We start from the raw sequence: 25,474 nt of genomic DNA, 5'->3' as shown, positions 1-25,474 counted from the left end.
CAGCTAGTCGTTCCAGTTTCCTGCTGTCGGGTGTGCCCATGAAGCGCTTGTTCTTGTCCGCCGTTTTGCCCGCCATGGCGGTTTCGCTCTCAGGCATCGCACATGCCGAACCCGCCAAGGCACCCGAACGCGACAAGAAATTCTTCAAATCGGTCGAGGGCGAATGGGTCGGACCCGGCGAAATCGTCGCCGGCAAATACAAGGGCACCAAGTTCACCTGCAGCTTCACCGGTTCGACGCCGGACGGGAAAGTCGGGATGTCGCTCGACGGCGGCTGCCGCGTCGGCGTGTTTACCCAGAAGATGTCGGCAACCATCGAACAGAAGGGACGCAGTTATCGCGGAACCTTCCTCGACGGCTCCGCGGGCAAGGGCCTGGACATCGTTTCCGGCAACGTCGTCGATGGCAGAAAAGTCGTGCTGTCGCTCAACCGCAACCAGCTCAACGGCGTGATGCAGGCCCGCGTGCCTGACGAGAACTCGATGCATGTCACGGTTTCGGTGCGTGTCGACAAGCAACTGGTGCCGGTGATCGGCATGAAGCTGTCGCGCGTCGACGAGACCGCGGTCGGCGCCATCGCCAAGAACTGATTCCCCTGCCCCAAACAAAAAAGGGCGGCGCCATCGGCGCCGCCTTTCTGATTCTCGCCGCGAGAATCAGCCCTTGATGACAGTCAGCAGTTCGTCATACGCCTTGCAGGCCTCTTCCGAAGTGGTGGCGCCAGTGTACTTGGACGCAACTTCCTGCACCTTGGCCGACAGTTCGGCAGCCTTGGCCGGATCCTTGGTCACCGCTTCCTGAAGCGCCGTTCCCACTTCCTGGCTCTTCTTGGCCATGACTTCGGCGGTGCACTCCGGCGCCGCCTTCGAGCAGGCCGAAAGGCCAAGCGCAGCAACACCAATCACGGCAAACAGAATCTTGTTCATGTCAGTCCTCTCCTCGTAACCGGCAGGAAATGCCGGCGGCAATTCAACCACCCGCTGGTCGAAACCGGACCCGCCTTAGCGTCAAGCCATGTCACACGCAATGACAGGTTGTGAGGCCAGCGCGCGCACCCTGCCCGCCTGCAAATCTCTGCAGCAAATTTCGATCCGCCAGGCGGGCTGTTCGGCGGCGTGCGAACCACCTATCTTGAGCTTCCCCTCAAGCGGCCGGCAGCCGCAAACAAAGGATCGACAGAGCGCATGGCGGCAGAGACTACGGGCGTCGACCTGATTCCGGTTGTGGCGTTGCTGGCTGCGGGCGTCGTGGCCGTTCCGATATTCAAGCGCCTCGGCCTTGGCTCGATACTCGGCTATCTCAGTGCCGGCGTCATCATCGGCCCGTTCGGCATCGGCGTGTTCTCCGAGGCAGAAACCATCCTGCATGTCGCCGAACTCGGCGTGGTGATGTTTCTTTTCATCATCGGGCTCGAGATGCAGCCGTCGCGGCTGTGGGGCCTGCGGCGAGAGATCTTCGGCCTCGGGGCATTCCAGGTCGGACTTTGCGCGTTGCTTTTGACCTCCATCGGACTGGCGACAGGATTTTCCGTTGCGCAATCCTTTGTAGCGGGCGCCGGCTTCGTTCTGACCTCCACGGCGATCGTCATGCAATTGCTCGAAGAGCGCGGCGAAATGTCGACTCCCAAGGGCCAGCGAATGGTGTCGATCCTGCTGCTGGAGGACCTCGCCATCGTTCCGCTGCTGGCGCTCGTTGCCTTCCTTGCGCCCGTTTCGGGCAATGAGATCGACACAGGCTGGGCCGGCCGGCTGAGCGAGATCGGCATCGGCATCGCCTCGATCACCGGCCTGGTGATCGCCGGCCGATATCTGCTCAATCCGCTGTTCCGCATCCTTGCCGATCTGCGCGCCCGCGAGGTGATGACCGCCGCCGCGCTGCTGGTGGTGCTCGGCTCGGCGCTCGCCATGCAGCTTGGCGGGCTCTCCATGGCGATGGGTGCCTTCCTCGCAGGCGTGCTGCTTTCCGAATCGACCTTCCGCCACCAGCTCGAGGCCGACGTCGAGCCCTTCCGCGGCATCCTGCTCGGCATGTTCTTCATCGCCGTCGGCATGTCGCTCGACCTCCTGGTGGTCGCAGCCAACTGGCAGATGATCGCCTTCTACGTCGTCGTCTACATGCTGGCGAAAGGCATTGGCATCTACGTCGTGGCGCGCTGCCTGCGCTCGGGGCATCGCGAGGCGCTGGAGCGCGCGGTGATCATGGCGCAAGGCGGCGAGTTCGCTTTCGTGCTCTATTCGTCGGCACTCGCCGTAGGCATCATCGACGGCGAGTCCAACGCTATCCTCACCGCCATCATCATCATCTCCATGGTGCTGACGCCCCTGGCGATCATGGTGCTGCGCCGTTTCACGCCACAGGACGAACAGTCGCTCGAAGATGTCGACGTGGCTGCCGAGTTGAGCGGCACGGTGCTGGTCATCGGCTTCGGACGCTTCGGCCAGATCGCCAGCCAGCCGCTTCTGCTGCGCGGTGTCGATGTCTCGATCATCGACAACGACGTCGAGATGATCCAGGCGGCGGCGGACTTCGGCTTCAAGGTCTATTACGGTGACGGCACGAGGCTCGACATCCTGCATGCTGCCGGTGCCGGACGTGCACGTGCGGTGTTGATCTGTGTCGACAAGGCGGATGTCGCAGTCCGCATCGCCGGGCATCTCAGGGCCGAATTCCCGCTGATACCGGTGCTGGCACGGGCTTATGATCGGGGCACCGCGATCGAACTCATTCGCGCCGGCGTCGATTTCCAGCTGCGCGAGACATTCGAATCGGCGCTGCTTTTCGGCGGCTCCACGCTCGAAAAGCTCGGCGAGGATCCCGACGAAGTCGCCGAGGTGATCGAAGAAGTGCGCCGTCGCGATGCGGCGCGACTGGAAATGCAGTTCGCAGGTGACATCCAGTCCGGCCGCAACTATCTGCAGGGCAACATTCCCGGTCCGGTGCCGACGCCGCTGACGCCACCGCGCCGCGCCGCCAAGGCACTCAACGAGGAAGCGGCGAGCGTCATCGCCAGGAAGACGACCGAACAAACGGAAAGGAATTGATCATGGTGGACAGGCAGCGCGCAACCGAAGTCGTCGCCTATTGGCGCGAGGCCGGCCCCGAAGGCTGGTTCCGCAAGGACGAGATGTTCGACGACCGGTTCCGCAGCCGTTTCGGCGACCTGCACATGGCCGCGGCCAAGCGCCAATGCGATCACTGGGCGAGCGACCCCGAAGGCGCACTGGCGCTGATGATCCTGCTCGACCAGTTTCCGCGCAACTGTTTCCGCGGCAGCGGCCATATGTATGCCACCGATCCGCTCGCCCGCCATTTCGCGCGCAAGGCGGTGGCCGACGGCCACGACCTCGCCACAGAAGGGCCGATCCGGGTGTTCTTCTACCTGCCGTTCTCACATTCCGAGACGTTGGCCGACCACGACATCCCGCTTGAACGGTCGACCGCCCTTGGTGGCGACTACCTGAAGCACGCCATCGGCCATCGCGACATCGTCGCTCGTTTCGGCCGCTTCCCGCACCGCAACTCCATCCTCGGGCGTGAATCGAGCGAGCAGGAACTGGCGTTCCTCGAAAGCGGCGGCTTTTCCGGCTGAGCGGCTCAGAGCTCCAGGCGCATAAGGGGTCGGCCGGGCTTGCGCTCGGCCGCTCGCGAAAACCCGGCTTTCTCGAATACCCGCGTCGAGCCGACAAAAAGACCGACCGAGCGCGAATCCTTCGACTGGTCCATCGGGCACGCCTCCAGCAGCCGCGCACCCGACTGGCGCGCAAAATCGATGCCGGCGTCGACCAGTTGGTGAGTCAGTCCCTGGCCGCGCGCATTGTTGCGGATGAAGAAGCACGAGATCGCCCAGACACGTGGGTCGCCGGCATCATCGGGATCCAGCGGCGCGGATCCCCTGCCGGCATTGTTGAATTCGGGCACATCGGCGCGCGGGCCGATCTGCATCCAGCCAACTGCCTGGCCGGCATCGAAGGCAAGCACGCCCGGCCCTCGATGCGCGCCTTGATGTGATCCTTGTTGCGTTCGCGACTGCTTTGCCGCCGTGCCGCCGGCGGCAGCCTGAAATAGGTGCACCAGCAGCCGTAGCAAGCGCCCTGCTTGCCGAACAGGTCTTCGAATTGCGGCCACAGATCGGGCGTCAGCGGCAAGATGGCATCAGACATGGATAGCTCCGTCGCACAGCCTTGTCGCGGCACTGCGGCTGGCATAAAATCGCGTTCGTTCTCTTTATGTTCGCAGTGAAGGCAATGCCTGTCAACGATCCCAGCCACGGTTTCTGCCGCGACTGCCTTGCCCTTCAGCGCGGCGCGGGCCCGCGCTGCCATGCCTGCGGCAGCCCTCGCCTGTTGCGCCATGCGGAGCTCTACGAGCTGCATCTCGCCCATATCGACTGCGACGCCTTCTATGCGGCGGTGGAAAAACGCGACAACCCCGACCTGAAGGACAAGCCCGTCATCATCGGCGGCGGAAAGCGCGGGGTGGTTTCGACCGCATGCTACATCGCCCGCATCCATGGGGTGCGCTCGGCGATGCCGATGTTCAAGGCGCTGGAGGCCTGTCCCGAGGCGGTGGTGGTCAAGCCCGACATGGAGAAATACGTCCGCGTCGGCCGCGAGGTGCGGGCGATGATGCAGGCACTGACGCCGCTGGTCGAGCCGATCTCGATCGACGAGGCGTTTCTCGATCTCGACGGCACCGAGCGACTGCACGGGCTTCCCCCCGCTCTGGTCCTCGCTCGATTCGCAGCGGCCGTGGAAAAGGAAATCGGCATCACCGTCTCGGCCGGGCTGTCCTACTGCAAGTTCCTGGCCAAGATCGCCTCCGACTTCCGCAAGCCGCGCGGCTTTGCGGTCATCGGCGAGGCAGAGGCCCTGGGTTTCCTCGCGCAACAGCCGGTGACGATGATCTGGGGCGTAGGCAAGGCCTTTGCCGCGACGCTCGAACGCGATGGCATCCGCAGCATCGGCCAACTCCAGCGCATGGATCGTGGCGACTTGATGCGGCGCTACGGCACGATGGGCAGCCGGCTCTACCATCTGTCGCGTGGCCAGGACGACCGGCAGGTGTCGCCCGATCACGAAGCCAAGAGCGTCTCGGCGGAGACGACCTTCGACACCGATCTCGCGACGCCGGCCGACCTCGTGCCGGTGCTGCGCGCCCTGTCGGAGAAGGTGTCGGCGCGGCTGAAAAAGGCAGGTATCGCGGGCCGGACGGTGGTGCTGAAGCTCAAGACGCAGGATTTCAAGCTCAGGACGCGCAACCGGCAGCTTGCCGATCCGACAAGGCTCGCCGACCGCATCTTCCAGACCGGCATGCAATTGCTGGCCAGGGAAACCGACGGCACCAAGTACCGCCTTCTCGGCATCGGCGTCAGCGACCTGTCGGACGACGAGCGGGCCGATCCGCCGGATCTGGTCGATGTCCAGTCACGCAAGCGCGCACTGGCGGAAGGTGCCATCGACGTGTTGCGCGGCAAGTTCGGTAGGCAAGCGGTCGAGACCGGCTACACCTTCGGCAAGGGCCGTAACACCCGCCCGCCGGAACCACTGGACGACTAGCTTCCGCAGTGCGCCATTGGCGTCTGAAGCGCCTTTCAGGCCGCCTTCTGCACCGACGTCACCGTGCCCATATTGTCGACGACGCAGGTATAGCGCTCGCCGGACGCATTGAGTTCGACCTGGTACCTGGTCGCGTCCAGTTGCGACGAGCCGACCGGCAACACCTTGTCGGCGTCGACGCCAGCCGAGGTTGCGGCAGCACTGGCGCAGGTGAGTTGCAGGTCGGCGGGTGCTGTCTGCACGGTGGTTCGCGCCATGTCCTGCGGTTCTGGCGCGGTGGAACTGCAACCGGCAGCAGCAAGTCCGGTCAGCAAGGCAGTGGCGGCAAGATGGATCGTTCGCATTTCGTCCCCTCGTTCCATGCGTCTGGTCGTTGAGAGGGATCACACCCCCTTGTAGAGCGCAGCCCCTTGCATCAGCACCACGACCTTGGCGCCCACCCGCACCTGCGCATGCAGGTCGACAATGTCGTCATTGTTCATGCGGATACAACCAGACGACACGTCGAGGCCGATCGTCCACGGTTCCGGCGTTCCATGGATGCGGTAGATGGTGTCCTGGTCGCCCTGGTAGAGGTAGAGCGCACGCGCGCCGAGCGGATTGTCGGGACCGCCCGGCATGCCGCCGGCAAACTTGGCGGCGTTTGGATCGCGCGCCACCATCTCGGCCGGCGGCGTCCAGGTTGGCCATTCGGCGGTGCGGCCAACGCGCACGATGCCGGCCCAGCCAAAGCCGTCGCGGCCGACACCGATGCCGTAGCGCACTGCCTTGAGACCGGGCAGCACGAGATAGAGGAAGTGCTGGTTGCCATCTATGATGATCGTTCCCGGCTTCTCCGCCGTGCGGAACGTCACGATCTGGCGGCGAAACGCGTCAGGCACCTGTCCGTGGGCGGCGTAATACTGCCGCGCCTTCTTGCGGTCGTAGTTGATCCATTTGTGCGTCTTCGGGTCGAATATCTGCGTCGTGGGGCCTACCTGCGCCAATGCCGCTCCGAGCCCCACAGCCATGAACAGGGCCGCGACCCAACCCAGCCTTCCACGCAGACGCGACATCCCTGCCATGCACCTCACCCTTGTTTAGGTTTCGACCGGCACATCACTGCAGCCATCCCTTGACGCGTTCTTCGTGGGTCGCCACCCATTGCTCGGCAAACTTCGCCGGATCCTGCCGCTCAACTTCCAGCGCGTAGCCCATGGCAGTCACTTCGTCGGCGTTGAAATCGACCTTGTCGAGGAACCTGGCCACCGCAGGCAGGCGCTTGGACAGCGAGGAAGCATAAGCCAGGCTGAAGCTCGACGGCATCCAGGCCACCGGCGCGTCCGACTTCGACAGCCAGAGCGGATCGTCGGCCTGCAACACCACCTTCCATTTCGCTGGATCGAATGCCGGCTCGCTCAGTTGCTTGATCTGGTGAAGCTGAAAGACATGGTGTGGACTGTAGCAATAGAAGACGATCGGCTTGTCGGTCGCGACAGCCGCATCAACCGCCGACATGCCGACTTCTTCTGGCATTTCCAGCAGCGTCATGGTTTCGGCATAGCCGTAGCTCTTGGCACGGATGCGTTCGACATCGGTCGACAGCCAGCCGCGCGCGCCGATCCACATCTCGCCCTTGCCGTCGCCGTCGGTATCGAAGAGCCTGGCCTTGGCAGGGTCCTTCAGATCCACAACGTCGCGTACGCCATGCTCGTCATAGGTCTTCTGCGTGACGCACAAACCCTGCGTCGCCGATACATCGTGGCTGCTGAGATGGATGGTGCCGCGGTCGGTGGCGTATTTCTGGATCAAGGGATCGAAATTCGGGCGCCAGACTTCCGGGTAGACATCGACCGTGCCCGCATCCATTCCGGAGAACGCGATCAACGTCCCCATCTCGGCGACGTCGACCTCGAGACCGAGCGATTTCTCCAGCGCTGCCTTGATGATATTCGCAGCCGCCTGTCCGGAAGGCCAATTCGGCATTGCCACGACGAGATCGGCGGCATGTGCCTGGAGAATGCCTCCCACAAGCACAGCCGTAACGCAGACACCTCGCAACAGGGTCTTCATCTTGACCGCTAGCCTCGTTTCCGCTGGCAGCAGGCTCTATTCATCGGGCGTTGAAGTCAAGCGAAGTTACTCGCCCCGGACGACCTTCAAGTTAGACAGGGATATTAGACGGGCTCACCTTCGATGAGGCTGATGCGTGGGCCGGCGTCGAAGACATTCGTCAAACGGAAACCAGAGGCGACGTAGAGACTTGCGAACTCGTCCCGGGTTCGCTCCTGCCCGCCGGGCACCGCCAGCATGTTAAGATCGGCTAACTTGGCCTGCGCGCCTTCATTTGGCGGCGCCAGCACCGCGTCCAGCACGAGCAGCTTGCCGTCAGGCCGGATCGCCCTGCGGCAGCATTTCAGGATGGCAATCGAGCGTTCGTCGTCCCAGTCGTGCAGTATCCATTTCATCACATGGGCGTCCGCCCCCTCGGGCACTGCGAGGAAAAAGTCGCCGCCGACCACCTGGCAGCGTTCGGCCACGGACGCCGTCTGCAGCACCGCTCTCGCGCCTTCCACCACCTGCGGCTGGTCGAACAGGATTCCGCGCTGCAATGGGTTGCGTAACAGTATGGCGGCAAGCAGCGCGCCCTGCCCGCCGCCGACATCCATGACGACCTCGAACCTGCTGAAATCATATGCCGCCAGCACCGCCGCAGCGACAGCGGGCACGAAGGACGACATCGCCCGGTCGAAGATCAGGGATTCCTCGGGATGGTCGATGCGATACTGCCAGACGCCTGTCCCATGGGCATGGGCGAAGGCATTTTCGCCGGTGCGCACGCTGTGCAGGAGTTCGCTCCAGGCGTCGCGATAATAGGCTCGCCCGACCATGCGCGCCCAAGGCGCGACGGAATGCTCGACATCGGAACGCAGGCCTGCCCCAAGACTGGTGAGGGAAAACTGGCGTGCGTCGCCTTCATGCAGCACGCCAACGGAGGCCAGCGCGCGCAGAAGCCGGTAGAGGGATTGTGGATGTGCAGAGGTGGCTTCGGCCAGGTCGTCGCTGGACCGGACGCCCGACGCCAGATGATCGGCAATGCCAAGCGTTGCCGCAACGCAGATCGCCTGGGACACCTGGTACCCGTTCACCATCTGCATAAGCTGTGATGCGGCGGCCTTCTCGTCCATGACGAAGCCTCAAGTGCCTGGTGCTTCCCCGATGCAATCGTTCAAAGCGGTTCTGGCTGGTTTGCACAGCCCAGCAAGCGGCATGCACTGCAGGTGAGAGGCGCCTAGAATACCAGCAGGGATTGTTCGCCGCAACGCGCCGCAATCTTGCACGCCAAGGCAAGCGACCGCGAAACCGTGACCTAGACCAGTTCAACCTCGACCACGCCAGGCACCGCCCGCATGGCCGATGCGATCGAGGGCGTGATGCGGTAGCGGTTGGGCAGTTCGATCTCGATCTCGCCCTGGGCCTCGCCTTTCAGCACGATGAAGCTGACCTCGCCTTCGCCGCGGGTCGTAAGCTGATTGGAGAGCATATTCAGCGGTGCTGCGTCGCGCACGAAGATGCGCAATGTCTTCTGCACGCGGCTGGCCTCGTCTTCCAGCGACTGAACCGTCTGGATGCGCAGGTTGACGCCCTCGGGCCGATCTTCGGCGGCAACGGTGATGACCACCGACTTGCCCGGTTCGAGCAGGTCGCGGTACTGCGCCAGCGCCTCCGAAAACAGCACCGACTCATATTGGCCGGAGACGTCGGAGAACTGGACGACGCCCATCTTGTTGCCGGTCTTGGTCTTGCGCTCCTGCTTGGTCGTTACCGTGCCGGCAAGCCGGCCAGCTGTGGCGCCACGCTTCACCGCTGCGGCGAAATCGGTCCAGTTCTGCACGCGCATCTTTTCGAGCGCCGATTTGTATTCGTCGAGCGGATGCGCCGAGAGATAGAAACCAACGACCTGGAACTCTCGGTGCAAACGGTCGGCCGGCAACCATGCATCGGCCTGCGGCAGGTGCAGCACGGGCGCCTGACCCGAAAAGGCGCTGCCGAAAATATCCGATTGGCCAAGCGTGGCGTTTTCGTGCGCCAGCGAGGCGAGGCCCATCATGCGCTCAATGCCGGCCATCAAGGCCGCGCGATCGTGGCCGAAGCAATCGAACGCACCGGCCATGATCAGGCTTTCGAAAACACGCTTGCCGACGGTCTTCGGATCGATGCGCTCGCAGAAATCGGCGAGGCTGGCGAAGGGCTTTTCCATCCGCTTGGCAACGATATGCTGGACCGCCGCTTCGCCGACGCCCTTGATGGCGGCGAGCGAGTAGAAGATCTTCCTTTCGCCGACCTCGAAGTCGCGGAAACTGGTCATGACGGACGGCGGCACGACATCGATGCCGAGGCGCATGGCGTCCTGGCGGAAGTCGTTGAGCTTGTCCGTGTTCGACATATCGTAGGTCATCGAGGCCGCGAGGAACTCGACCGGATAGTGCGCCTTCAGATACGCCGTCTGGTAGGAAACAATGGCGTAGGCTGCGGCGTGCGACTTGTTGAAGCCGTAGTCGGCGAACTTGGCAAGCAGATCGAAGATCGCATTGGACTGGGGCTTGGAGACGCCCTTTTCCATCGAACCGGTGACGAAGCGCTCGCGCTGCTTGTCCATCTCGGCGCGGATCTTCTTGCCCATGGCGCGGCGCAGAAGGTCGGCTTCACCGAGCGAATAGCCCGACAGCTCCTGGGCGATCTGCATCACCTGTTCCTGGTAGACGATGACCCCTTGGGTCTCCTTCACCAGATGGTCGATCATCGGATGGATCGAGGCGATCTCCTCGTCGCCGTGCTTGCGTGCGTTGTAGGTCGGGATGTTCTCCATCGGGCCCGGGCGATAGAGCGCCACCAAGGCGATGATGTCCTCGACGCGATCGGGCTTCATGCCGATCAGCGCCTTGCGCATGCCGGCACTTTCAACCTGGAAGATGCCGACCGTCTCGCCGCGCGACAGCATGGCATAGGTCAGCGGATCGTCGAGCGGGATCAGCGCGAGGTCGATGTCGACGCCGCACCGGCTGATGAACTGCAGCGCCTTCTGCAACACCGTCAGCGTCTTCAGGCCGAGGAAGTCGAACTTCACCAGGCCGGCCTGCTCGACATATTTCATGTTGAACTGGGTGACCGGCATGTCCGAACGCGGGTCGCGGTACATCGGCACCAGTTCGGACAGCGGACGGTCGCCGATGACGATGCCGGCGGCGTGCGTCGAGGCGTGGCGGTAGAGCCCTTCCAGCTTCTGCGCCATGTCGAGCAGCGTCTGGACGATCGGTTCGCGCTCGGCTTCTTCGGCAAAGCGCGGCTCGCCCTCGATCGCCTGGCCGAGCGTCACCGGGTTGGCCGGGTTCTGCGGCACCATCTTGCACAGCTTGTCGACCTGGCCATAGGGCATCTGCAGCACCCGGCCAACGTCGCGCAGCACGGCGCGCGCCTGCAGCGTTCCGAAGGTGATGATCTGCCCGACCTGGTCGCGGCCGTATTTGGCCTGGACATAGCGGATGACCTCTTCGCGCCGGTCCTGGCAGAAGTCGATGTCGAAGTCGGGCATCGAGACGCGGTCGGGGTTGAGGAAGCGCTCGAACAGCAGCGAAAAACGCAGCGGATCGACGTCGGTGATGGTCAGCGCATAGGCGACGAGCGAGCCCGCGCCCGAGCCGCGGCCCGGGCCGACCGGAATGCCCTGCACCTTCGCCCACTTGATGAAGTCCGCAACGATCAGGAAGTAGCCGGGGAATTTCATGCGCTCGATGATGCCGAGCTCGTATTCCAGGCGTTCCTTGTACTGCTCCGGCGTATAGCCCTCGGCCAGGCCGCGCGTTTCAAGCCGCATGGCAAGGCCGTCATGGGCCTGCCGGGTCAGTTCGGCCGCTTCGGCTGCAACGGCGGCGTCGGCGTCGGCAATGTCGCCCCCGGTGAAGCGCGGCAGGATCGGATTGCGGTTCTTGGGATAATACGAGCAGCGCCGGGCAATCTCGACCGTATTGTCGATCGCTTCGGGCAGATCGGCAAAAAGCTCCGACATCTCCTTCTGGGACTTGAGGAAATTGTCAGGGGTCAGCCTGCGCCTGTTGTCTTCGGCAACCACCGAACCCTCGGCGATGGCGATCAGCGCGTCGTGCGCCTCATAGTCGGCGCGGGTCGGGAAGAAGGCCTCGTTTGTCGCCACCAGCGGCAGGCGGTGACGGTAGGCCAGCTCGATGGTCGCTGCCTCGACACCCCGATCGTAGCCGGCCACGCGTTCCAGCTCGACATAAAGCCGGTCGCCGAACATTGCCTGTAAGCCCAGAAGCCGGGCTTCGGCGAGGACCTGGTGATCGCTCCTGATCGCCGTGCCGATCGGCCCCCGCGGCCCGCCGGTCAGACAGATGATGCCGTCCGCCAGCCCGGCGACCCAGTCGAGCTTGGCATGCACCGGTTCGCCATTGGGCGTTTCGAGATAGAGTCGGCTGACAAGCCGCACGAGGTTGGCATAACCTGCCTCGGTGGCGGCGATCAGTACGATCGGGAGAAGATCGAGCGCCTGCTTGAACACGGGTCCGCGCTGGCTGGAATCGGCAGTCTCGGCGAAGTCGACGTCGACCTGGCAGCCAACCAGAGGCTGCACGCCGTCCTTGGTCGCCTTCTGGGCGAATTCCAGCGCGCCGAACAGGTTGTTGCTGTCGGCCACCGCGATTGCCGGCGCGGCATCCTTCACGGCATGTCCGACGACCTTGCCGAGCGGCAACGCGCCTTCAAGCAGAGAATAGGCGGAATGAACGCGCAGGTGAATGAACGTCCTTGCGGAAGCCTCTGGCTTTGCTTCCGCTTTTAACGCTTCACGCTTCAGGGGATCGCGCGGGAGCCGTTCACTCGACATCGAATCGTTTGCCTTGCAAGGAAGATTTCAGCCGGCATGTTCGGCCAGGGGCGTCATCGTGTCCATCCCGCATGGGGTCACGCCGGAAACGCCTTGTGGAGGACGATGCCGAACGCCGCTTTAGCACGGTTCGGCGTCACCTTCCCGGTTGATCGCCCGGCCAAAACCTGAAACCCTGCCGCCGGATTTTTGCCCCCGAAATTACATGAAGGAACATCGCCATGAAAACCCGCGCCGCAGTCGCCGTCGGAGCCGGAAAGCCGCTCGAAATCATGGAGGTGGACCTCGAAGGGCCGCGCGAGGGCGAGGTACTGGTCGAGATCAAGGCGACCGGCATCTGCCACACCGACGAATTCACGCTGTCGGGCGCCGATCCGGAAGGCATCTTCCCGGCGATCCTCGGCCATGAGGGAGCGGGTGTCGTCGTCGATGTCGGCAAGGGCGTGACCTCGCTCAAGAAGGGCGACCACGTCATTCCGCTCTACACGCCCGAATGCCGCTCGTGCCCGTCGTGCCTGTCGCGGAAAACCAATCTCTGCACCGCGATCCGCTCGACGCAGGGACAGGGCCTAATGCCGGACGGTTCGTCGCGCTTTTCGATCGGCAAGGACAAGATCTTCCACTACATGGGCTGCTCGACGTTCTCGAACTTCACCGTACTGCCCGAGATCGCGCTGGCCAAGGTCAACCCCGACGCGCCCTTCGACAAGATCTGCTACATCGGCTGCGGCGTGACGACCGGCATCGGTGCCGTCATCAACACCGCCAAGGTCGAGATCGGCTCGACGGCGATCGTCTTTGGCCTCGGCGGCATCGGCCTCAACGTGCTGCAGGGGCTGCGCCTGGCGGGTGCCGACATGATCATCGGCGTCGACCTCAACAATGAGCGCAAGGCCTGGGGCGAAAAGTTCGGCATGACGCATTTCGTCAATCCGAAGGAGGTCGAGGGCGACATCGTTCCCTACCTCGTCAACATGACCAAGCGCGGTGCCGACCAGATCGGCGGCGCCGACTACACCTTCGACTGCACCGGCAACGTCAAGGTGATGCGCCAGGCGCTCGAGGCCAGCCATCGCGGCTGGGGCGAATCGATCGTCATCGGCGTCGCCGGTGCCGGCCAGGAGATCGCGACGCGGCCGTTCCAGCTGGTCACCGGCCGGACCTGGAAGGGCACCGCCTTCGGCGGCGCGCGCGGCCGCACCGACGTGCCGAAGATCGTCGACTGGTACATGGAGGGCAAGATCCAGATCGACCCGATGATCACGCATACGCTCAAGCTCGAAGACATCAACAAGGGTTTTGACCTGATGCATGCCGGCGAGAGCATCCGCAGCGTCGTGGTTTATTGATGAGCGGTGTCGCATACGAGGTCGACGTCAGAGGCTTGGACGACCTGTCTCCGCGCGACCTCTATGCGATGCTGAAAATGCGCATCGACGTCTTCGTCGTCGAGCAGAAATGCGCGTTTCCCGAACTGGACGGCAAGGACCCCGAGGCACTGCACCTCAGGCTGCTTGCCGGCAAGGAATTGCTGGCAAGCACGCGGATCATCGCCCCCACCAACAGCGACGGCCCGGCCTATATCGGCCGGGTCGTGGTTTCGCCCGACCATCGCGGCAAGCAATTGGGCGGCATGTTGATACGCGAGTCCATCGCCGCCTGTGGGCGGCTGTTTCCCGGGCGCCCGATCGCGCTTTCGGCGCAGAGCCACCTCCAGAGGTTCTACGCGTCCTTCGGCTTCGAGACCGTCTCGGAGGAATATCTGGAAGATGATATCCCCCATATCGACATGCTCCGGCCCTTGCCTGCCTGAGCCTTGCGCATGCAAGGTGGTGCGATGGACAGCAAGCCTATCATCTACGTCGATGCCGACGCCTGCCCGGTCAAGGACGAGGTGGTGAAGGTCGCCGAACGGCTCGACCTCATCGTCACCTTCGTCTCCAATGGCGGCCTCAGGCCGTCGCGCGATCCGATGATCCGCAACGTGGTGGTGTCCAAGGGCGCGGATGCTGCAGACGACTGGATCGTCGACAATACCCATGCCAACGACATCGTCGTCACCGCCGACATCCCGCTGGCCGCCAGGGCGGTAGCCTTGGGTGCCCATGTGCTGGGTCCGACGGGCAAGCCCTTTACTCCGGAGACCATCGGCATGGCGGTTGCCATGCGCGACCTCAAGCAGCATCTGCGCGAGACCGGCGAGAGCAAGGGCTACAACGCATCCTTTGCGCCGCAGGACCGTTCACGTTTCCTTGGAGCCCTGGACCAGATGGCGCGACGGGCGCTGAAGGCGGCTCCGCCGTCATGAAGCCATTCAAGCGCCATGTCGTGTTCCTGATCAGCGCTGCCCTGGGCGTCGCGGCTTTGGCTGGCGCACTGTTGTTCGGCCAGCCATTGGCCTTCGCCATCGGCGCAAACGTCTTCTTCGTCGCCTACATCGCGCTGATCCTGCGGCAAATGCCGGCACTGGATGCCGCCTATCTCAGCCACCGCGCCCAGGACGCGGACGAGCCGGTGGGCATCATCTTCCTGGTCACCATCGGCATCGTGGCGGTGGCGGTCGGCTCGCTGTTCATGCTGATCAACGCCAAGGAAGCGACCAATCCGATTGCCTTGGTCTTCTCGCTGCTTTCGCTGCCTTTCGGGTGGTTCACCATCCACGCCATGGCTGCGTTGCACTATGCTCACCTGTTCTGGAAGGGTGACGACAAGTCAGACACGGCATCAACGCATGGACGTAAGCCCATAGGTGGATTGGGTTTTCCTGAAACACACCGACCGGTCGGCTGGGACTTTCTCTACTTCGCCGTTGTCATCGGCATGACCGCGCAGACCGCCGACACCGACATCTCCACCACGGACATGCGCCGCGCCGTGATGCTGCATTCGATCCTGTCGTTCTTCTTCAACACCATCATCGTCGCCGCGGCGGTCAACCTGGTGGTCTCCTTGGCCAACTGAGCCCGGCTCACGCGAATATCATCGCGGCCCCGAAACCTATCTCCGACCGGACGCGTAGTTTGACCAACACCAGCGCGCTTCCGCCCAAGGCCGCGTGCGCCATTGGAGGTCACGCCAGATGGAAAGCCAGTCGCGTATCGTGCAGCAATCGGACGGGCACCCGTTGCCGACGTCCAATCGCCCGGAGAGCGAACTGGTCTATCGGCAAACGCGCTGGACGCGGCTGACCCACTGGGTCTGGGCGCTGTCGCTGTTCTTCCTGCTGCTCAGCGGACTGCAGATCTTCAACGCCCATCCTGCGCTCTACATCGGCAAGCAATCGGGCTTCCAGTTCGACAACGACGTTCTGGTCATTGGCTCCGACTATAGCTCAAGTGGACCAATAGGTTACACCGAACTCCTCGGCAAACGATTCAACACCACCGGCATCCTTGGCCTTTCAGGCCCCATTGATAATCTGGACGCCCGCGCCTTTCCGGCATGGGCGACAATCCCGTCCGGACAGGACCTCGCGACCGGCCGCGTCGTGCACTTCTTCTTCGCCTGGGTCCTGTCGGCAACGCTGCTGGCCTGGCTTGTCGCCAGCGCGCTCAGCGGCCACCTGCGCCGCGATCTTGTGCCTCGCGCGGACGACATACGTCGCCTGCCCAGAGACATTGCCGACCACGCCAGACTGAAGTTCCACCACAGCCGCGACTACAACACGCTGCAGAAACTTGCCTATGGCGGCGTGCTGTTCGTGCTGCTGCCGCTGATGATCCTGACCGGCCTCGCCATGTCGCCGAGCATGAACGCGGCGATTCCTTTCCTCGCCGACATGCTTGGCGGGCGCCAGACAGCCCGCACCATCCACTTCGTTGCGATGGCGCTGCTCGTCGGCTTCTTCATTGTCCACATGCTGATGATCCTGGCTGCAGGCCCGATCAACGAACTGCGCTCGATCATCACCGGGTGGTACCGTACGGATCGATCCGAGCGCGGCAATTCCGACAAAGGGAGTGCCTGAGATGCCAAAGTTTCAGATAAGCCGCCGACGCTTCCTGACCGCCGCATCCCTCGGAATTTCGGGGGCAGCGCTTTCCGGCTGCGATGCCTTCGACTTCCTGCAGGACCGCGACAACGGCGTGCGCAATGTGCTCGAAGGCGCCAATGGACTGACCTATCGCGCGCAAAGGCTGATCGCGGGCCGCGCCTCACTTGCCCAGGAATTCTCCGAGGCAGACATTCGCCAGCCGCAGCGTCCGAACGGCGTGACGGCGCCCAACGACGATGTCTACAAGGGCCTGCTGTCCAATCAGTTCGCCGACTGGCGGCTCGACGTTGTCGGGCTCGTCGAAAGGCCGCTGTCGCTGTCGCGGGAGCAACTGATGGCGATGCCCTCGCGCACCCAGATCACCCGGCATGACTGCGTCGAAGGCTGGAGCTGCATCGCCAAATGGACCGGCGTGCCGATGGCGCTGGTTCTGGACCAGGCGGTGGTGAAGCCTGAAGCACGTTATGTCGTTTTCCACTGCCTCGACACGATCGAGCGAAGCCTGTCGGGCGAGGTCAAATATTACGGCTCGATCGACCTGGTCGACGCACGGCACCCCCAGACGATTCTCTCCTATGGCATGAACGGGAAAGCGTTGCCGGTCGAGAACGGCGCGCCACTGCGCGTCCGGGTCGAACGCCAGCTCGGCTACAAGATGCCGAAATACGTGCACAGAATCGAATTGGTCGACGGCCTCAATTCGATGGGGCTCGGCAAGGGCGGATATTGGGAAGACCGCGGCTACGATTGGTACGGCGGCATCTGAAGGCAGTGGCGTTGATTGCCGCGGATAGGAAACTGCCACCCGAAAGTATTGGCCTGGACTATCTACTTTGCAAATAAGGCTTGGCCGATAGGTGACAAAGTGTCGGCCTTGGGATATTGACGAGTCGTCTGGGGCCTTTGCGGGCTCCACCTGTTTGCGGGAGAGAGCAGCGAAAGCTGACGCCGAAGGGGAAATCGCCCGAAATCTCTCAGGCAAAAGAACCGTAAACAGGAAGGACACTCTGGAAAGTCGGGACCTGGATCCCGCGCCGAAGGTGTAAGCGCTGCCGACAGAGATCCGGAGCGCGAGTCTCTCAGGCTTCAGACAGAGGGGCACGGAATAGCTGCCAAAAGCGGCTGGCAACGTGCGACTCTGGAGAAGACATGACGGGCGACCATACTAATCAATTGCCACTCGAAGACCTGCATTCCGCAGCCGGTGCGCGCTTCGGCGCCTTTGCCGGCTGGAACATGCCGCTCACCTACCCTGCCGGCGTGATGAAGGAGCACCTTCACACCCGCGAGCATGTCGGCTTGTTCGACATCTCCCACATGAAGCTGTTCGTGGTCAGCGGACCGGGTGCGGCGGACCTCATCAACCGCGCTTGCCCGCTCGATGCAAAGGCACTCGAGTTCAAGCAATCCAAGTATACTTTCTTCCTCACCGAAGCCGCAGGCATCGTCGACGACCTGATCATCACCAGGCTCGGCGAAGACCGTTTCATGGTCGTCGCCAACGCCGGCAACGCGGCCACCGACGAGGCGCATCTGCGTGAAGTCGGCAAGAGTTTCGACGCCAACATCGAGCCGCTGGATCGCGTCTTCATCGCAATCCAGGGACCGGAAGCGGCAGCCGTGCTCGAAAGTGCCGGCGTCGACACCGACGCCCTGTTCTTCATGCAGGGCTTCGAACCGCGCACCAAGTGGTTCATGAGCCGGTCGGGCTATACCGGCGAAGACGGTTTCGAGATCGGCTTGCCGGAAGCAGACGCCCGCGAACTGCTCGCCAAGCTGCTCGGCGACGAACGTGTCATGTGGATCGGCCTTGCCGCCCGCGACAGCCTGCGGCTCGAAGCCGGCCTCTGCCTGCACGGCAACGACATCACGCCCGACACCGACCCGGCAAGTGCCGGCCTGATGTGGGCCATCCCCAAGGACCTGCGTACCGACGGCAAGTTCATCGGTGCGGCAGCGCTTTCGAAAATTCTCGCCGACGGCGCCAAGGAAAAGCGCGTCGGGCTGAAGCCCGAAGGCCGCCAGCCGGTGCGTTCGGGCACGCAACTGTTCGACGCCGACGGCAATCCCGCCGGCCGTGTCACCTCGGGCGGCTTCGGTCCCTCGGCCGGGTTCCCGGTCGCCATGGGCTATGTCTCGGCACCGCTTGCCAAGGCCGGCACTCGTGTCTTCGCCGATGTTCGCGGCACCAAGGTGCCTGTCGACGTCCACTCCCTTCCCTTCACGCAGCATCGCTATCGCAAAGGATAATTTCCATGACCAAGACCTATTACACTGAAGACCACGAGTGGCTGCGCGTTGAGGGCGACATCGCAACGGTCGGCATCACCGACTACGCCCAGGAACAGCTTGGCGACCTCGTTTTCGTCGAACTGCCTGAAGCCGGCCGCAAGCTCGCGAAGGGCGACGTCGCCGTCGTCGTCGAATCCGTCAAGGCGGCCTCGGACGTCTACGCGCCGCTCGACGGCGAAATCACCGACTCCAATGCCGCGCTCTCCTCTGAGCCGGCGCTGATCAATTCGGCAGCCACCGGCGACGGCTGGCTTTGGAAGATGAAGATCGCCAATACGGGCCAGCTCGAGGGCCTGATGGACGAAGCGGGCTACAAAGCCCATATCGGTTGACAGGATTGCCTGACATGACCATTGCACCATATCCTTTTTCGGCCCGTCACATCGGGCCCGGCGCGACCGAAACCCGCGCCATGCTTGCCGCGATCGGCGTGCCTTCGGTGGAAACGCTGATCTCGCAGGCGGTTCCGAAGTCGATCCGGCTGGACCGGCCGCTGGCGCTGCCGGCACCTGCGAGCGAACATCAAGCGCTTGCCGAACTCGGCGAGAAGATGGGCCGCAACAAGGTGCTGAAGAGCTTCATCGGCGCCGGCTATCACGGCGTCAACGTACCGCCGGTGATCCAGCGCAACCTGTTCGAAAACCCGGCCTGGTACACGGCCTACACGCCCTACCAGGCTGAGATCAGCCAGGGCCGCCTGGAACTGCTGTTCCACTTCCAGACGCTGGTTGCCGAACTGACCGGCCTGCCGGTTGCTTCCGCCTCGCTGCTCGATGAAGCGACGGCTGTTGCCGAGGCCGTCGGCATCGCGCTTCGCCATCACCGCGACAAGCGCAGCCGCGTCGCCCTCGCCGGTGCCGCTCATCCGCAGATCCTTGACGTCATCCGGACGCGGGCCGAACCGCTCGGTACCGAGATCGACGGCGAGACCATCGACGACAACACGGCAGCCCTCATCGTTTCCTGGCCCGACACCCATGGTGTCTATGGCAACCACAAGGCGGCGATCGAGAAAGCCAAGGCAGTCGGCGCGATCGTCATCTTCGTTTCCGACCCGCTCAGCCTGACCGTCACCGATACCCCTGCCAGCCTCGGCGCCGACATCGCCACCGGTTCGATGCAGCGCTTTGGCGTGCCGATTGGCTTCGGCGGTCCGCACGCTGCCTATTGCGCCGTTTCCGACAAGCTGACCCGCCTGATGCCGGGCCGCCTCGTCGGCCAGTCGGTCGACAGCAAGGGCCGCCCCGGCTATCGCCTGGCGCTCCAGACCCGCGAGCAGCATATCCGCCGCGACAAGGCGACGTCGAACATCTGCACGGCCCAGGCCCTGCTCGCCAACATGGCGGCGTCCTATGCCATCTGGCACGGCCCGTCCGGCCTGCAGGCGATCTCGGAACACATCCACGCGCTGGCTAGCCGCCTCGCAGAAGGCCTCAAGGCTGCCGGCGTCGCCGTGCTCGGCGACAAGCGCTTCGACACCGTCACCGTCGAAGCCAAGGGCAAGGCCGAGGCGATCGCCGCCGAAGGCGAGAAGGTTGGCCGTCTGCTGCGTGTCATCGACGCCGACCATGTTTCGGTCGCCTTCGACGAAACCTCCACCGGCGCGGATCTCGAAGCGATTGCTGCGCTGTTCGGTGCCAAGGCACCGGCGGAAGCCAAGCGCGCCCTGCCCGGAAAACCACGCGGCAAGGAGTTCCTGACCCAGCCGGTATTCCACGCAAACCGTTCGGAAACCGACATGATGCGCTTCCTGCGCAGGCTCGCCGACAAGGATCTGGCGCTCGACCGCGCCATGATCCCGCTCGGCTCCTGCACCATGAAGCTCAATGCGGCTGCAGAGATGATGCCGGTCAGCTGGCCGTCGGTCGCCAACCTGCACCCGTTTGCGCCGACCAGCCATTCGCTCGGTTATCGCGCGATGACCGACGATCTCGAAGCCTGGCTCTGCGAGATCACCGGCTTCGACGCCGTCAGCCTGCAGCCGAACGCCGGCAGCCAGGGCGAATATGCCGGCCTGCTGTCGATCCGCCGCTATCACCATTCGCGTGGTGAGACCCAGCGCAACATCTGCCTGATCCCGTCTTCGGCGCACGGCACCAACCCGGCAAGTGCGGCCATGGCCGGCATGGAAGTGGTGGTCGTGCACTGCCTCGACGACGGCGACATCGACGTCACCGATCTCAAGGTCAAGGCCGAACAGCACGCCGACAAGCTTGCGGCGCTGATGTTCACCTATCCCTCGACGCACGGCGTGTTCGAGGAAGGTGCGCGCGACATCTGCGAGATCGTGCATGCGCATGGCGGACAGGTCTATTTCGACGGCGCCAACCTGAACGCAATGGTGGCACTTTCGCGTCCAGCCGACATCGGCGCCGACGTCTGCCACATGAACCTGCACAAGACCTTCTGCATTCCGCATGGCGGCGGCGGCCCCGGCATAGGGCCGATCGGCGTCAAGTCGCATCTTGCGCCGTTCCTGCCCGGCCATGTCGAGGCGGGCAGCGCGCATGCGGTTTCGGCGGCTCCCTTCGGCAGCGCCTCGATCCTGCCGATCACCTGGATGTACATCCGGATGATGGGCGCTTCGGGCCTGAAGCAGGCGACGGAGCAGGCTATCCTCAACGCCAACTACATCGCCACCAAGCTCGAGCCGTACTATCCGGTGCTGTTCAAGGGCCGCAACGGTCGCGTCGCGCATGAGTGCATCCTCGACACCCGCGTGCTCAAGGAGACTGCAGGCATCAGCGTCGAGGACATCGCCAAGCGCCTGATCGACTATGGCTTCCATGCACCGACCATGTCCTGGCCGGTCTCCGGTACGCTGATGGTCGAACCGACCGAGTCCGAGCCGAAGCACGAGATCGATCGTTTCTGCGAAGCGATGATCGCGATCGCTGCCGAGGCGGCCAAGGTCGAAAAGGGCGTGTGGCCGAAGGACGACAATCCGCTGGCCAATGCGCCGCACACGGCGACCGAAACGCTGGCAGGCGAGTGGAAGCACCCCTACTCGCGCCTCGAGGCGGCCTATCCCGGCGGGGATCCCGACACCGCTGCCAAGTACTGGCCGCCGGTGTCGCGCATCGACAACGTGGCCGGCGACCGCAACCTGGTCTGCGCCTGCCCGCCGCTGTCGGAATATCTCGGCGCCGCCGAGTAGGCGGATCTGAAACCAGACGAATCGGCCGGACACCTAGTCCGGCCGTATCCTTTTGCGGGCGGCTTCTCGACGGCTGTGCCTAATGGCGCAGCCGAGCCTAGGCAAACAACCGTGCCGGCTCGTAGGTTGTCGCGCCACCCGTCATATCGGCTGTAACTGCCCGGTTTCGGCCGGCGCGCTTGGCGGCGTAGAGCGCCGCGTCGGCGGCGGTCAGCATCTCATCGAGCGTCATTGCGCCATCGTCCCCGAAACAGATGCCGACGCTGACGGTGCTGCGCAGTGGCCCGAGCCTGGTGACGACGATCTCGGCGCCAAAGGAACCTCCGATAGACCGCAATATGCCGTGCACCTCATCAGGGGCGACGCCTGACATGATGACGGCAAACTCCTCACCGCCCAGCCGAAAACATTCGACGCCGTCCTGGGCATGATTCCTGACAACGTCGGCGAAGCGTTGCAGAACCGTATCGCCCGCAGCGTGACCGAAGACGTCGTTGGTGCGCTTGAAATGGTCGAGGTCGAACATGGCCAGCGCCGTCGTCGATCCGAACCGCGTGTCGCCATGGAACATCGTCAACGCCCTGCGATTCAACAAGCCGGTCAGAGGGTCGGTCAGCGTCTGGACCGTCAATTCTCGCTGGGTGCGCAGGTGATGCAGCGAAATGGTCAGCGCCCCCAGTGCCGTCATGCAGGCGACGACGACGGCGGTGTTGAGGTCTTCGGCCCAATTCTTGGGGACGGTCCCCAGAGACCACTGCCCGTCCAGAACCAGCACCAACGCACAGAGCGTGAAGGAGACGGCGGCGCTGCCAGCGAGCAGGGTGACCGCGGCCAGGATACGCCGGTCATATTCCCCGGCAGCCCAAAACATCACTGTGACTACGATCAGCAGGGCTGTGACGGTGGAATAGGCGAGGACGAAACCCAAGCCGTCGTAGCCGGAGGCGGTCACGGCCGTGATCAACACCACCGCCGCGAGCACGGGCGCCGCGGCGATCCTGTGCCAACCCTTATCAAGGTACTGAGCCGTCGAGCACAGGATGACGAAGAAGCCGGCCACCAGCAGTGTCAGGGTCAGTTGGCCAAGCCACGGCGAGGCGTTGCGGCCATATTGCCAAAAGCCGATGACATGAACGACAAGAAGTAGTATTCCGGCCGCCATCGTAAAGACGAAACGCGCTTGGCGCGCCGTCAGCCAGATGGCGAGCAGCGTCCCGCTCAGACAGGCGCCGGACAAAGCCGTCGCGAGCAAAAGGGAACCGAAGTCAAGCACGAGGCCCCCGCCTTGTTGATTGTCCGATTGATTGGGAAGCACTTATGGACTTAGCGGTCGCCCAGCAACCGCCTAAGGCCAGATCGTCGCCACTCATCAACCGGCGATTTCGGTTTGCGTTTACGAATAGTTGCACGGTTCCGTCGCGTTTGACAACATGACGCACGAACATAACCGGAACTTCTATTGCGCTGACGGCAAAACTGGCACACTTGGCAAACTGATTCGCAGCATCGGAAAACTGTATTGAGCATGGACGATAGCAACGATCTTTTCGGCAGCCTCGACAAGCAGCCGCCCCGCCCCGTGTCGCGTCCGGCGGACCCGCTGGTGCAGGCGGCAGCGGTGGCAAAGCGCCCGGTCCCGGCCGCCAAGGATGGCAGCGAGGGCTATAGTGCAGCCGATATCGAAGTGCTCGAAGGCCTTGAGCCCGTGCGCCGCCGCCCCGGCATGTATATCGGCGGCACCGACGAGAAGGCGCTGCACCATCTCTTTGCCGAAGTCATCGACAACTCGATGGACGAGGCGGTGGCCGGCCATGCGACCTTCATCGAAGTGGAGCTCGACGCAGAGGGTTTTCTGACCGTCACCGACAACGGCCGCGGCATCCCTGTCGATCCGCATCCCAAGTTCAAGAACAAGTCGGCGCTCGAAGTCATCATGACGACGCTGCATGCCGGCGGCAAGTTCGACTCGAAGGTCTATGAAACCTCCGGCGGCCTGCATGGCGTGGGCGTTTCGGTGGTCAACGCGTTGTCGGACCTGCTCGAAGTCGAGGTGGCGCGCGGCCGCCAGCTCTATCGCCAGCGCTTTTCGCGCGGCGTGCCGCAAGGCGGCCTCGAAAGCCTCGGCGACGTCCACAATCGGCGCGGCACCAGGGTGCGTTTCCATCCGGATCCCGACATCTTCGGCAAGGGCGCCCATTTCCTGCCGGCCCGCATCTACAAGATGGCGCGGTCGAAGGCCTACCTGTTCGGCGGCGTCGAGATCCGCTGGAGTTGCGACCCGGCACTGCTGAAGGAGAAGGACGAGACCCCGGCCAAGGCGGTCTTCCACTTCCCCGGCGGCCTCGGTGACTATCTCAAGGCCTCGCTCGGCGACGAGATGCAGGTGACCCGCGAAATCTTCTCGGGCAAGAGCGACAAGCAGAGCGGGCATGGCTCGATCGAATGGGCCGTCACCTGGTTTGGCGGCGACGGCTTCATCAATTCCTACTGCAACACCATCCCGACAGGCGATGGCGGCACCCACGAGATGGGCTTCCGCAACGTGCTGACGCGTGGCCTGCGCGCCTATGCCGACCTCGTCGGCAACAAGCGTGCTGCGATCGTCACCAGCGAAGACGTGATGATCTCGGCGGCGGGCATGCTGTCGGTGTTCATCCGCGAGCCCGAATTCGTCGGCCAGACCAAGGACAAGCTGGCAACGGTCGAAGCCATGCGCATCGTCGAGACGGCGATCCGCGATCCGTTCGACCACTGGCTCGCCGACAACCCGCAGGAAGCCTCCAAGCTGCTCGACTGGGTCATTGCGCGCGCCGACGAGCGCGTGCGCCGGCGCCAGGAAAAGGAAGTGTCGCGCAAGAGCGCGGTGCGCAAGCTGCGCCTGCCCGGCAAGCTGGCCGACTGCACGCAGAATGCCGCCGCAGGGGCCGAATTGTTCATCGTCGAGGGCGACTCGGCAGGTGGCTCGGCCAAGCAGGCGCGCGACCGGAAGATGCAGGCGATCCTGCCGCTGCGCGGCAAGATCCTTAACGTCGCCAGCGCCGGCAACGACAAGCTGGCGTCGAACCAGTTGATCGGCGACCTGATCCAGGCGCTGGGCTGCGGTACGCGATCCAAGTATCGCGAAGAAGACCTGCGCTACGACCGCGTCATCATCATGACCGACGCCGACGTCGACGGTGCCCACATCGCTTCGCTGCTGATCACCTTCTTCTACCAGGAAATGCCCCAGCTCGTCCGCGGCGGCCACCTCTACATGGCAGTGCCGCCGCTCTACTCGATCCGCCAGGGCGGCAAGGTGGCCTATGCCCGCGACGACGCCCACAAGGAAGAGCTGATGCGCACCGAGTTCAGCGGACGCGGCAAGGTCGAGATCGGCCGCTTCAAAGGCCTTGGCGAGATGATGGCAAGCCAGCTCAAGGAAACGACGATGGACCCCAGGAAGCGCACGCTGCTGCGCATCGAGGTCCTCGACGACGCCGACGAGACGAAGAGCGCGGTCGATGCGCTGATGGGCACCAAGCCGGAGTTGCGCTTCCGTTTCATCCAGGACCGCGCTGAATTCGCTGCAGCGGACGCGCTCGACATCTGAGGCTAAC

General features: G+C 63.6%; 21 protein-coding genes, 1 pseudogene and 1 riboswitch. Of the genes and pseudogenes, 14 read left to right on the top strand and 8 right to left on the bottom strand.

Features of this window, described 5'->3' with window-relative positions; translation table 11 throughout:
- Positions 1 to 38: 38 nt before the first annotated feature.
- On the top strand, positions 39 to 590 hold the full coding sequence (locus WHT83_RS15635; RefSeq protein ID WP_406871701.1) for a hypothetical protein: 552 nt from the start codon (positions 39 to 41) through the stop codon (positions 588 to 590).
- A gap of 66 nt (positions 591 to 656) precedes the next feature.
- Here WHT83_RS15635 and WHT83_RS15630 read toward each other — a convergent pair whose 3' ends face one another.
- Entirely contained in the window at positions 657 to 926 is a 270-nt protein-coding gene (locus tag WHT83_RS15630) for a hypothetical protein (RefSeq protein ID WP_108608235.1), read from the bottom strand.
- A gap of 258 nt (positions 927 to 1,184) precedes the next feature.
- On the opposite strand from WHT83_RS15630, the gene WHT83_RS15625 reads away from it, so the two are divergent.
- A complete protein-coding gene (locus WHT83_RS15625; RefSeq protein ID WP_406871700.1) occupies positions 1,185 to 3,041 on the top strand; it encodes a monovalent cation:proton antiporter-2 (CPA2) family protein in 1,857 nt (618 codons plus the stop codon).
- A 2-nt stretch (positions 3,042 to 3,043) separates the two neighbouring features.
- Complete coding sequence (locus WHT83_RS15620; RefSeq protein ID WP_406871699.1) at positions 3,044 to 3,589, top strand: DUF924 family protein; 546 nt, start codon at positions 3,044 to 3,046, stop codon at positions 3,587 to 3,589.
- A gap of 5 nt (positions 3,590 to 3,594) precedes the next feature.
- Here WHT83_RS15620 and WHT83_RS15615 read toward each other — a convergent pair.
- Positions 3,595 to 4,160, bottom strand: a pseudogene (locus WHT83_RS15615) (N-acetyltransferase family protein).
- Between the two features lie 66 nt (positions 4,161 to 4,226).
- Here WHT83_RS15615 and WHT83_RS15610 point away from each other — a divergent pair.
- Positions 4,227 to 5,555, top strand: coding sequence for a DNA polymerase IV (locus tag WHT83_RS15610; RefSeq protein WP_406871698.1), 1,329 nt, complete (start codon positions 4,227 to 4,229; stop codon positions 5,553 to 5,555).
- A 35-nt stretch (positions 5,556 to 5,590) separates the two neighbouring features.
- Here WHT83_RS15610 and WHT83_RS15605 read toward each other — a convergent pair whose 3' ends face one another.
- From WHT83_RS15605 to dnaE, 5 genes are all read right to left on the bottom strand, one after another.
- Positions 5,591 to 5,899, bottom strand: coding sequence for a hypothetical protein (locus tag WHT83_RS15605; protein ID WP_406871697.1), 309 nt, complete (start codon positions 5,897 to 5,899; stop codon positions 5,591 to 5,593).
- 39 nt (positions 5,900 to 5,938) lie between these two features.
- On the bottom strand, positions 5,939 to 6,565 hold the full coding sequence (locus WHT83_RS15600; protein WP_245439906.1) for a L,D-transpeptidase: 627 nt from the start codon (positions 6,563 to 6,565) through the stop codon (positions 5,939 to 5,941).
- An 88-nt stretch (positions 6,566 to 6,653) separates the two neighbouring features.
- The gene (locus WHT83_RS15595; RefSeq protein WP_406871696.1) at positions 6,654 to 7,607 is read right to left on the bottom strand and encodes a glycine betaine ABC transporter substrate-binding protein; all 954 of its coding nucleotides are present in this window, start codon (positions 7,605 to 7,607) and stop codon (positions 6,654 to 6,656) included.
- 104 nt (positions 7,608 to 7,711) lie between these two features.
- On the bottom strand, positions 7,712 to 8,722 hold the full coding sequence (locus WHT83_RS15590; protein WP_406871695.1) for a methyltransferase: 1,011 nt from the start codon (positions 8,720 to 8,722) through the stop codon (positions 7,712 to 7,714).
- A 182-nt stretch (positions 8,723 to 8,904) separates the two neighbouring features.
- Positions 8,905 to 12,435 (bottom strand): DNA polymerase III subunit alpha, encoded by a 3,531-nt coding sequence (gene dnaE / locus WHT83_RS15585; protein WP_406871694.1) that lies wholly within the window; start codon positions 12,433 to 12,435, stop codon positions 8,905 to 8,907.
- Positions 12,436 to 12,656: 221 nt separating this feature from the next.
- On the opposite strand from dnaE, the gene WHT83_RS15580 reads away from it, so the two are divergent.
- The 9 genes from WHT83_RS15580 (at position 12,657) to gcvP (ending at position 21,878) form a co-directional block, all read left to right on the top strand.
- A complete protein-coding gene (locus tag WHT83_RS15580; RefSeq protein ID WP_406871693.1) occupies positions 12,657 to 13,784 on the top strand; it encodes an S-(hydroxymethyl)glutathione dehydrogenase/class III alcohol dehydrogenase in 1,128 nt (375 codons plus the stop codon).
- On the top strand, positions 13,784 to 14,248 hold the full coding sequence (locus WHT83_RS15575; protein WP_108608245.1) for a GNAT family N-acetyltransferase: 465 nt from the start codon (positions 13,784 to 13,786) through the stop codon (positions 14,246 to 14,248). Before WHT83_RS15580 ends, WHT83_RS15575 begins: the two co-directional genes overlap by 1 nt.
- Positions 14,249 to 14,272: 24 nt before the next feature.
- On the top strand, positions 14,273 to 14,743 hold the full coding sequence (locus tag WHT83_RS15570; RefSeq protein ID WP_108608246.1) for a YaiI/YqxD family protein: 471 nt from the start codon (positions 14,273 to 14,275) through the stop codon (positions 14,741 to 14,743).
- On the top strand, positions 14,740 to 15,396 hold the full coding sequence (locus WHT83_RS15565; protein ID WP_406871692.1) for a DUF1345 domain-containing protein: 657 nt from the start codon (positions 14,740 to 14,742) through the stop codon (positions 15,394 to 15,396). The genes WHT83_RS15570 and WHT83_RS15565 overlap by 4 nt, the downstream gene beginning before the upstream one ends.
- 118 nt (positions 15,397 to 15,514) lie before the next feature.
- Positions 15,515 to 16,402, top strand: a complete 888-nt coding sequence (locus WHT83_RS15560) for a cytochrome b/b6 domain-containing protein (RefSeq protein ID WP_406871691.1) — start codon at positions 15,515 to 15,517, stop codon at positions 16,400 to 16,402.
- 1 nt (position 16,403) lies between these two features.
- The gene (locus WHT83_RS15555) at positions 16,404 to 17,195 is read left to right on the top strand and encodes a molybdopterin-binding protein (protein WP_406871690.1); all 792 of its coding nucleotides are present in this window, start codon (positions 16,404 to 16,406) and stop codon (positions 17,193 to 17,195) included.
- A 147-nt stretch (positions 17,196 to 17,342) separates the two neighbouring features.
- A riboswitch (glycine riboswitch) is annotated at positions 17,343 to 17,429 on the top strand.
- Positions 17,430 to 17,578: 149 nt separating this feature from the next.
- A complete protein-coding gene (gcvT, locus tag WHT83_RS15550) occupies positions 17,579 to 18,679 on the top strand; it encodes a glycine cleavage system aminomethyltransferase GcvT (protein ID WP_406871689.1) in 1,101 nt (366 codons plus the stop codon).
- A 5-nt stretch (positions 18,680 to 18,684) separates the two neighbouring features.
- The gene (gene gcvH, locus WHT83_RS15545; protein WP_406871688.1) at positions 18,685 to 19,053 is read left to right on the top strand and encodes a glycine cleavage system protein GcvH; all 369 of its coding nucleotides are present in this window, start codon (positions 18,685 to 18,687) and stop codon (positions 19,051 to 19,053) included.
- Between the two features lie 14 nt (positions 19,054 to 19,067).
- Entirely contained in the window at positions 19,068 to 21,878 is a 2,811-nt protein-coding gene (gene gcvP, locus WHT83_RS15540; RefSeq protein WP_406871687.1) for an aminomethyl-transferring glycine dehydrogenase, read from the top strand.
- A gap of 97 nt (positions 21,879 to 21,975) precedes the next feature.
- Here gcvP and WHT83_RS15535 read toward each other — a convergent pair whose 3' ends face one another.
- Positions 21,976 to 23,151, bottom strand: coding sequence for a diguanylate cyclase (locus WHT83_RS15535; protein ID WP_406871686.1), 1,176 nt, complete (start codon positions 23,149 to 23,151; stop codon positions 21,976 to 21,978).
- A gap of 252 nt (positions 23,152 to 23,403) precedes the next feature.
- Between WHT83_RS15535 and parE the strand changes: the two genes are divergently transcribed.
- Positions 23,404 to 25,467 (top strand): DNA topoisomerase IV subunit B, encoded by a 2,064-nt coding sequence (gene parE, locus WHT83_RS15530; protein ID WP_406871685.1) that lies wholly within the window; start codon positions 23,404 to 23,406, stop codon positions 25,465 to 25,467.
- Positions 25,468 to 25,474: the final 7 nt, after the last annotated feature.

Source organism: Aminobacter sp. P9b (genome assembly GCF_045345995.1).
Taxonomy (GTDB): domain Bacteria; phylum Pseudomonadota; class Alphaproteobacteria; order Rhizobiales; family Rhizobiaceae; genus Aminobacter; species Aminobacter niigataensis.
The sequence above is the reverse complement of the archived record's forward strand: the minus strand, read 5'-3'. Positions and strand labels throughout refer to the sequence as shown.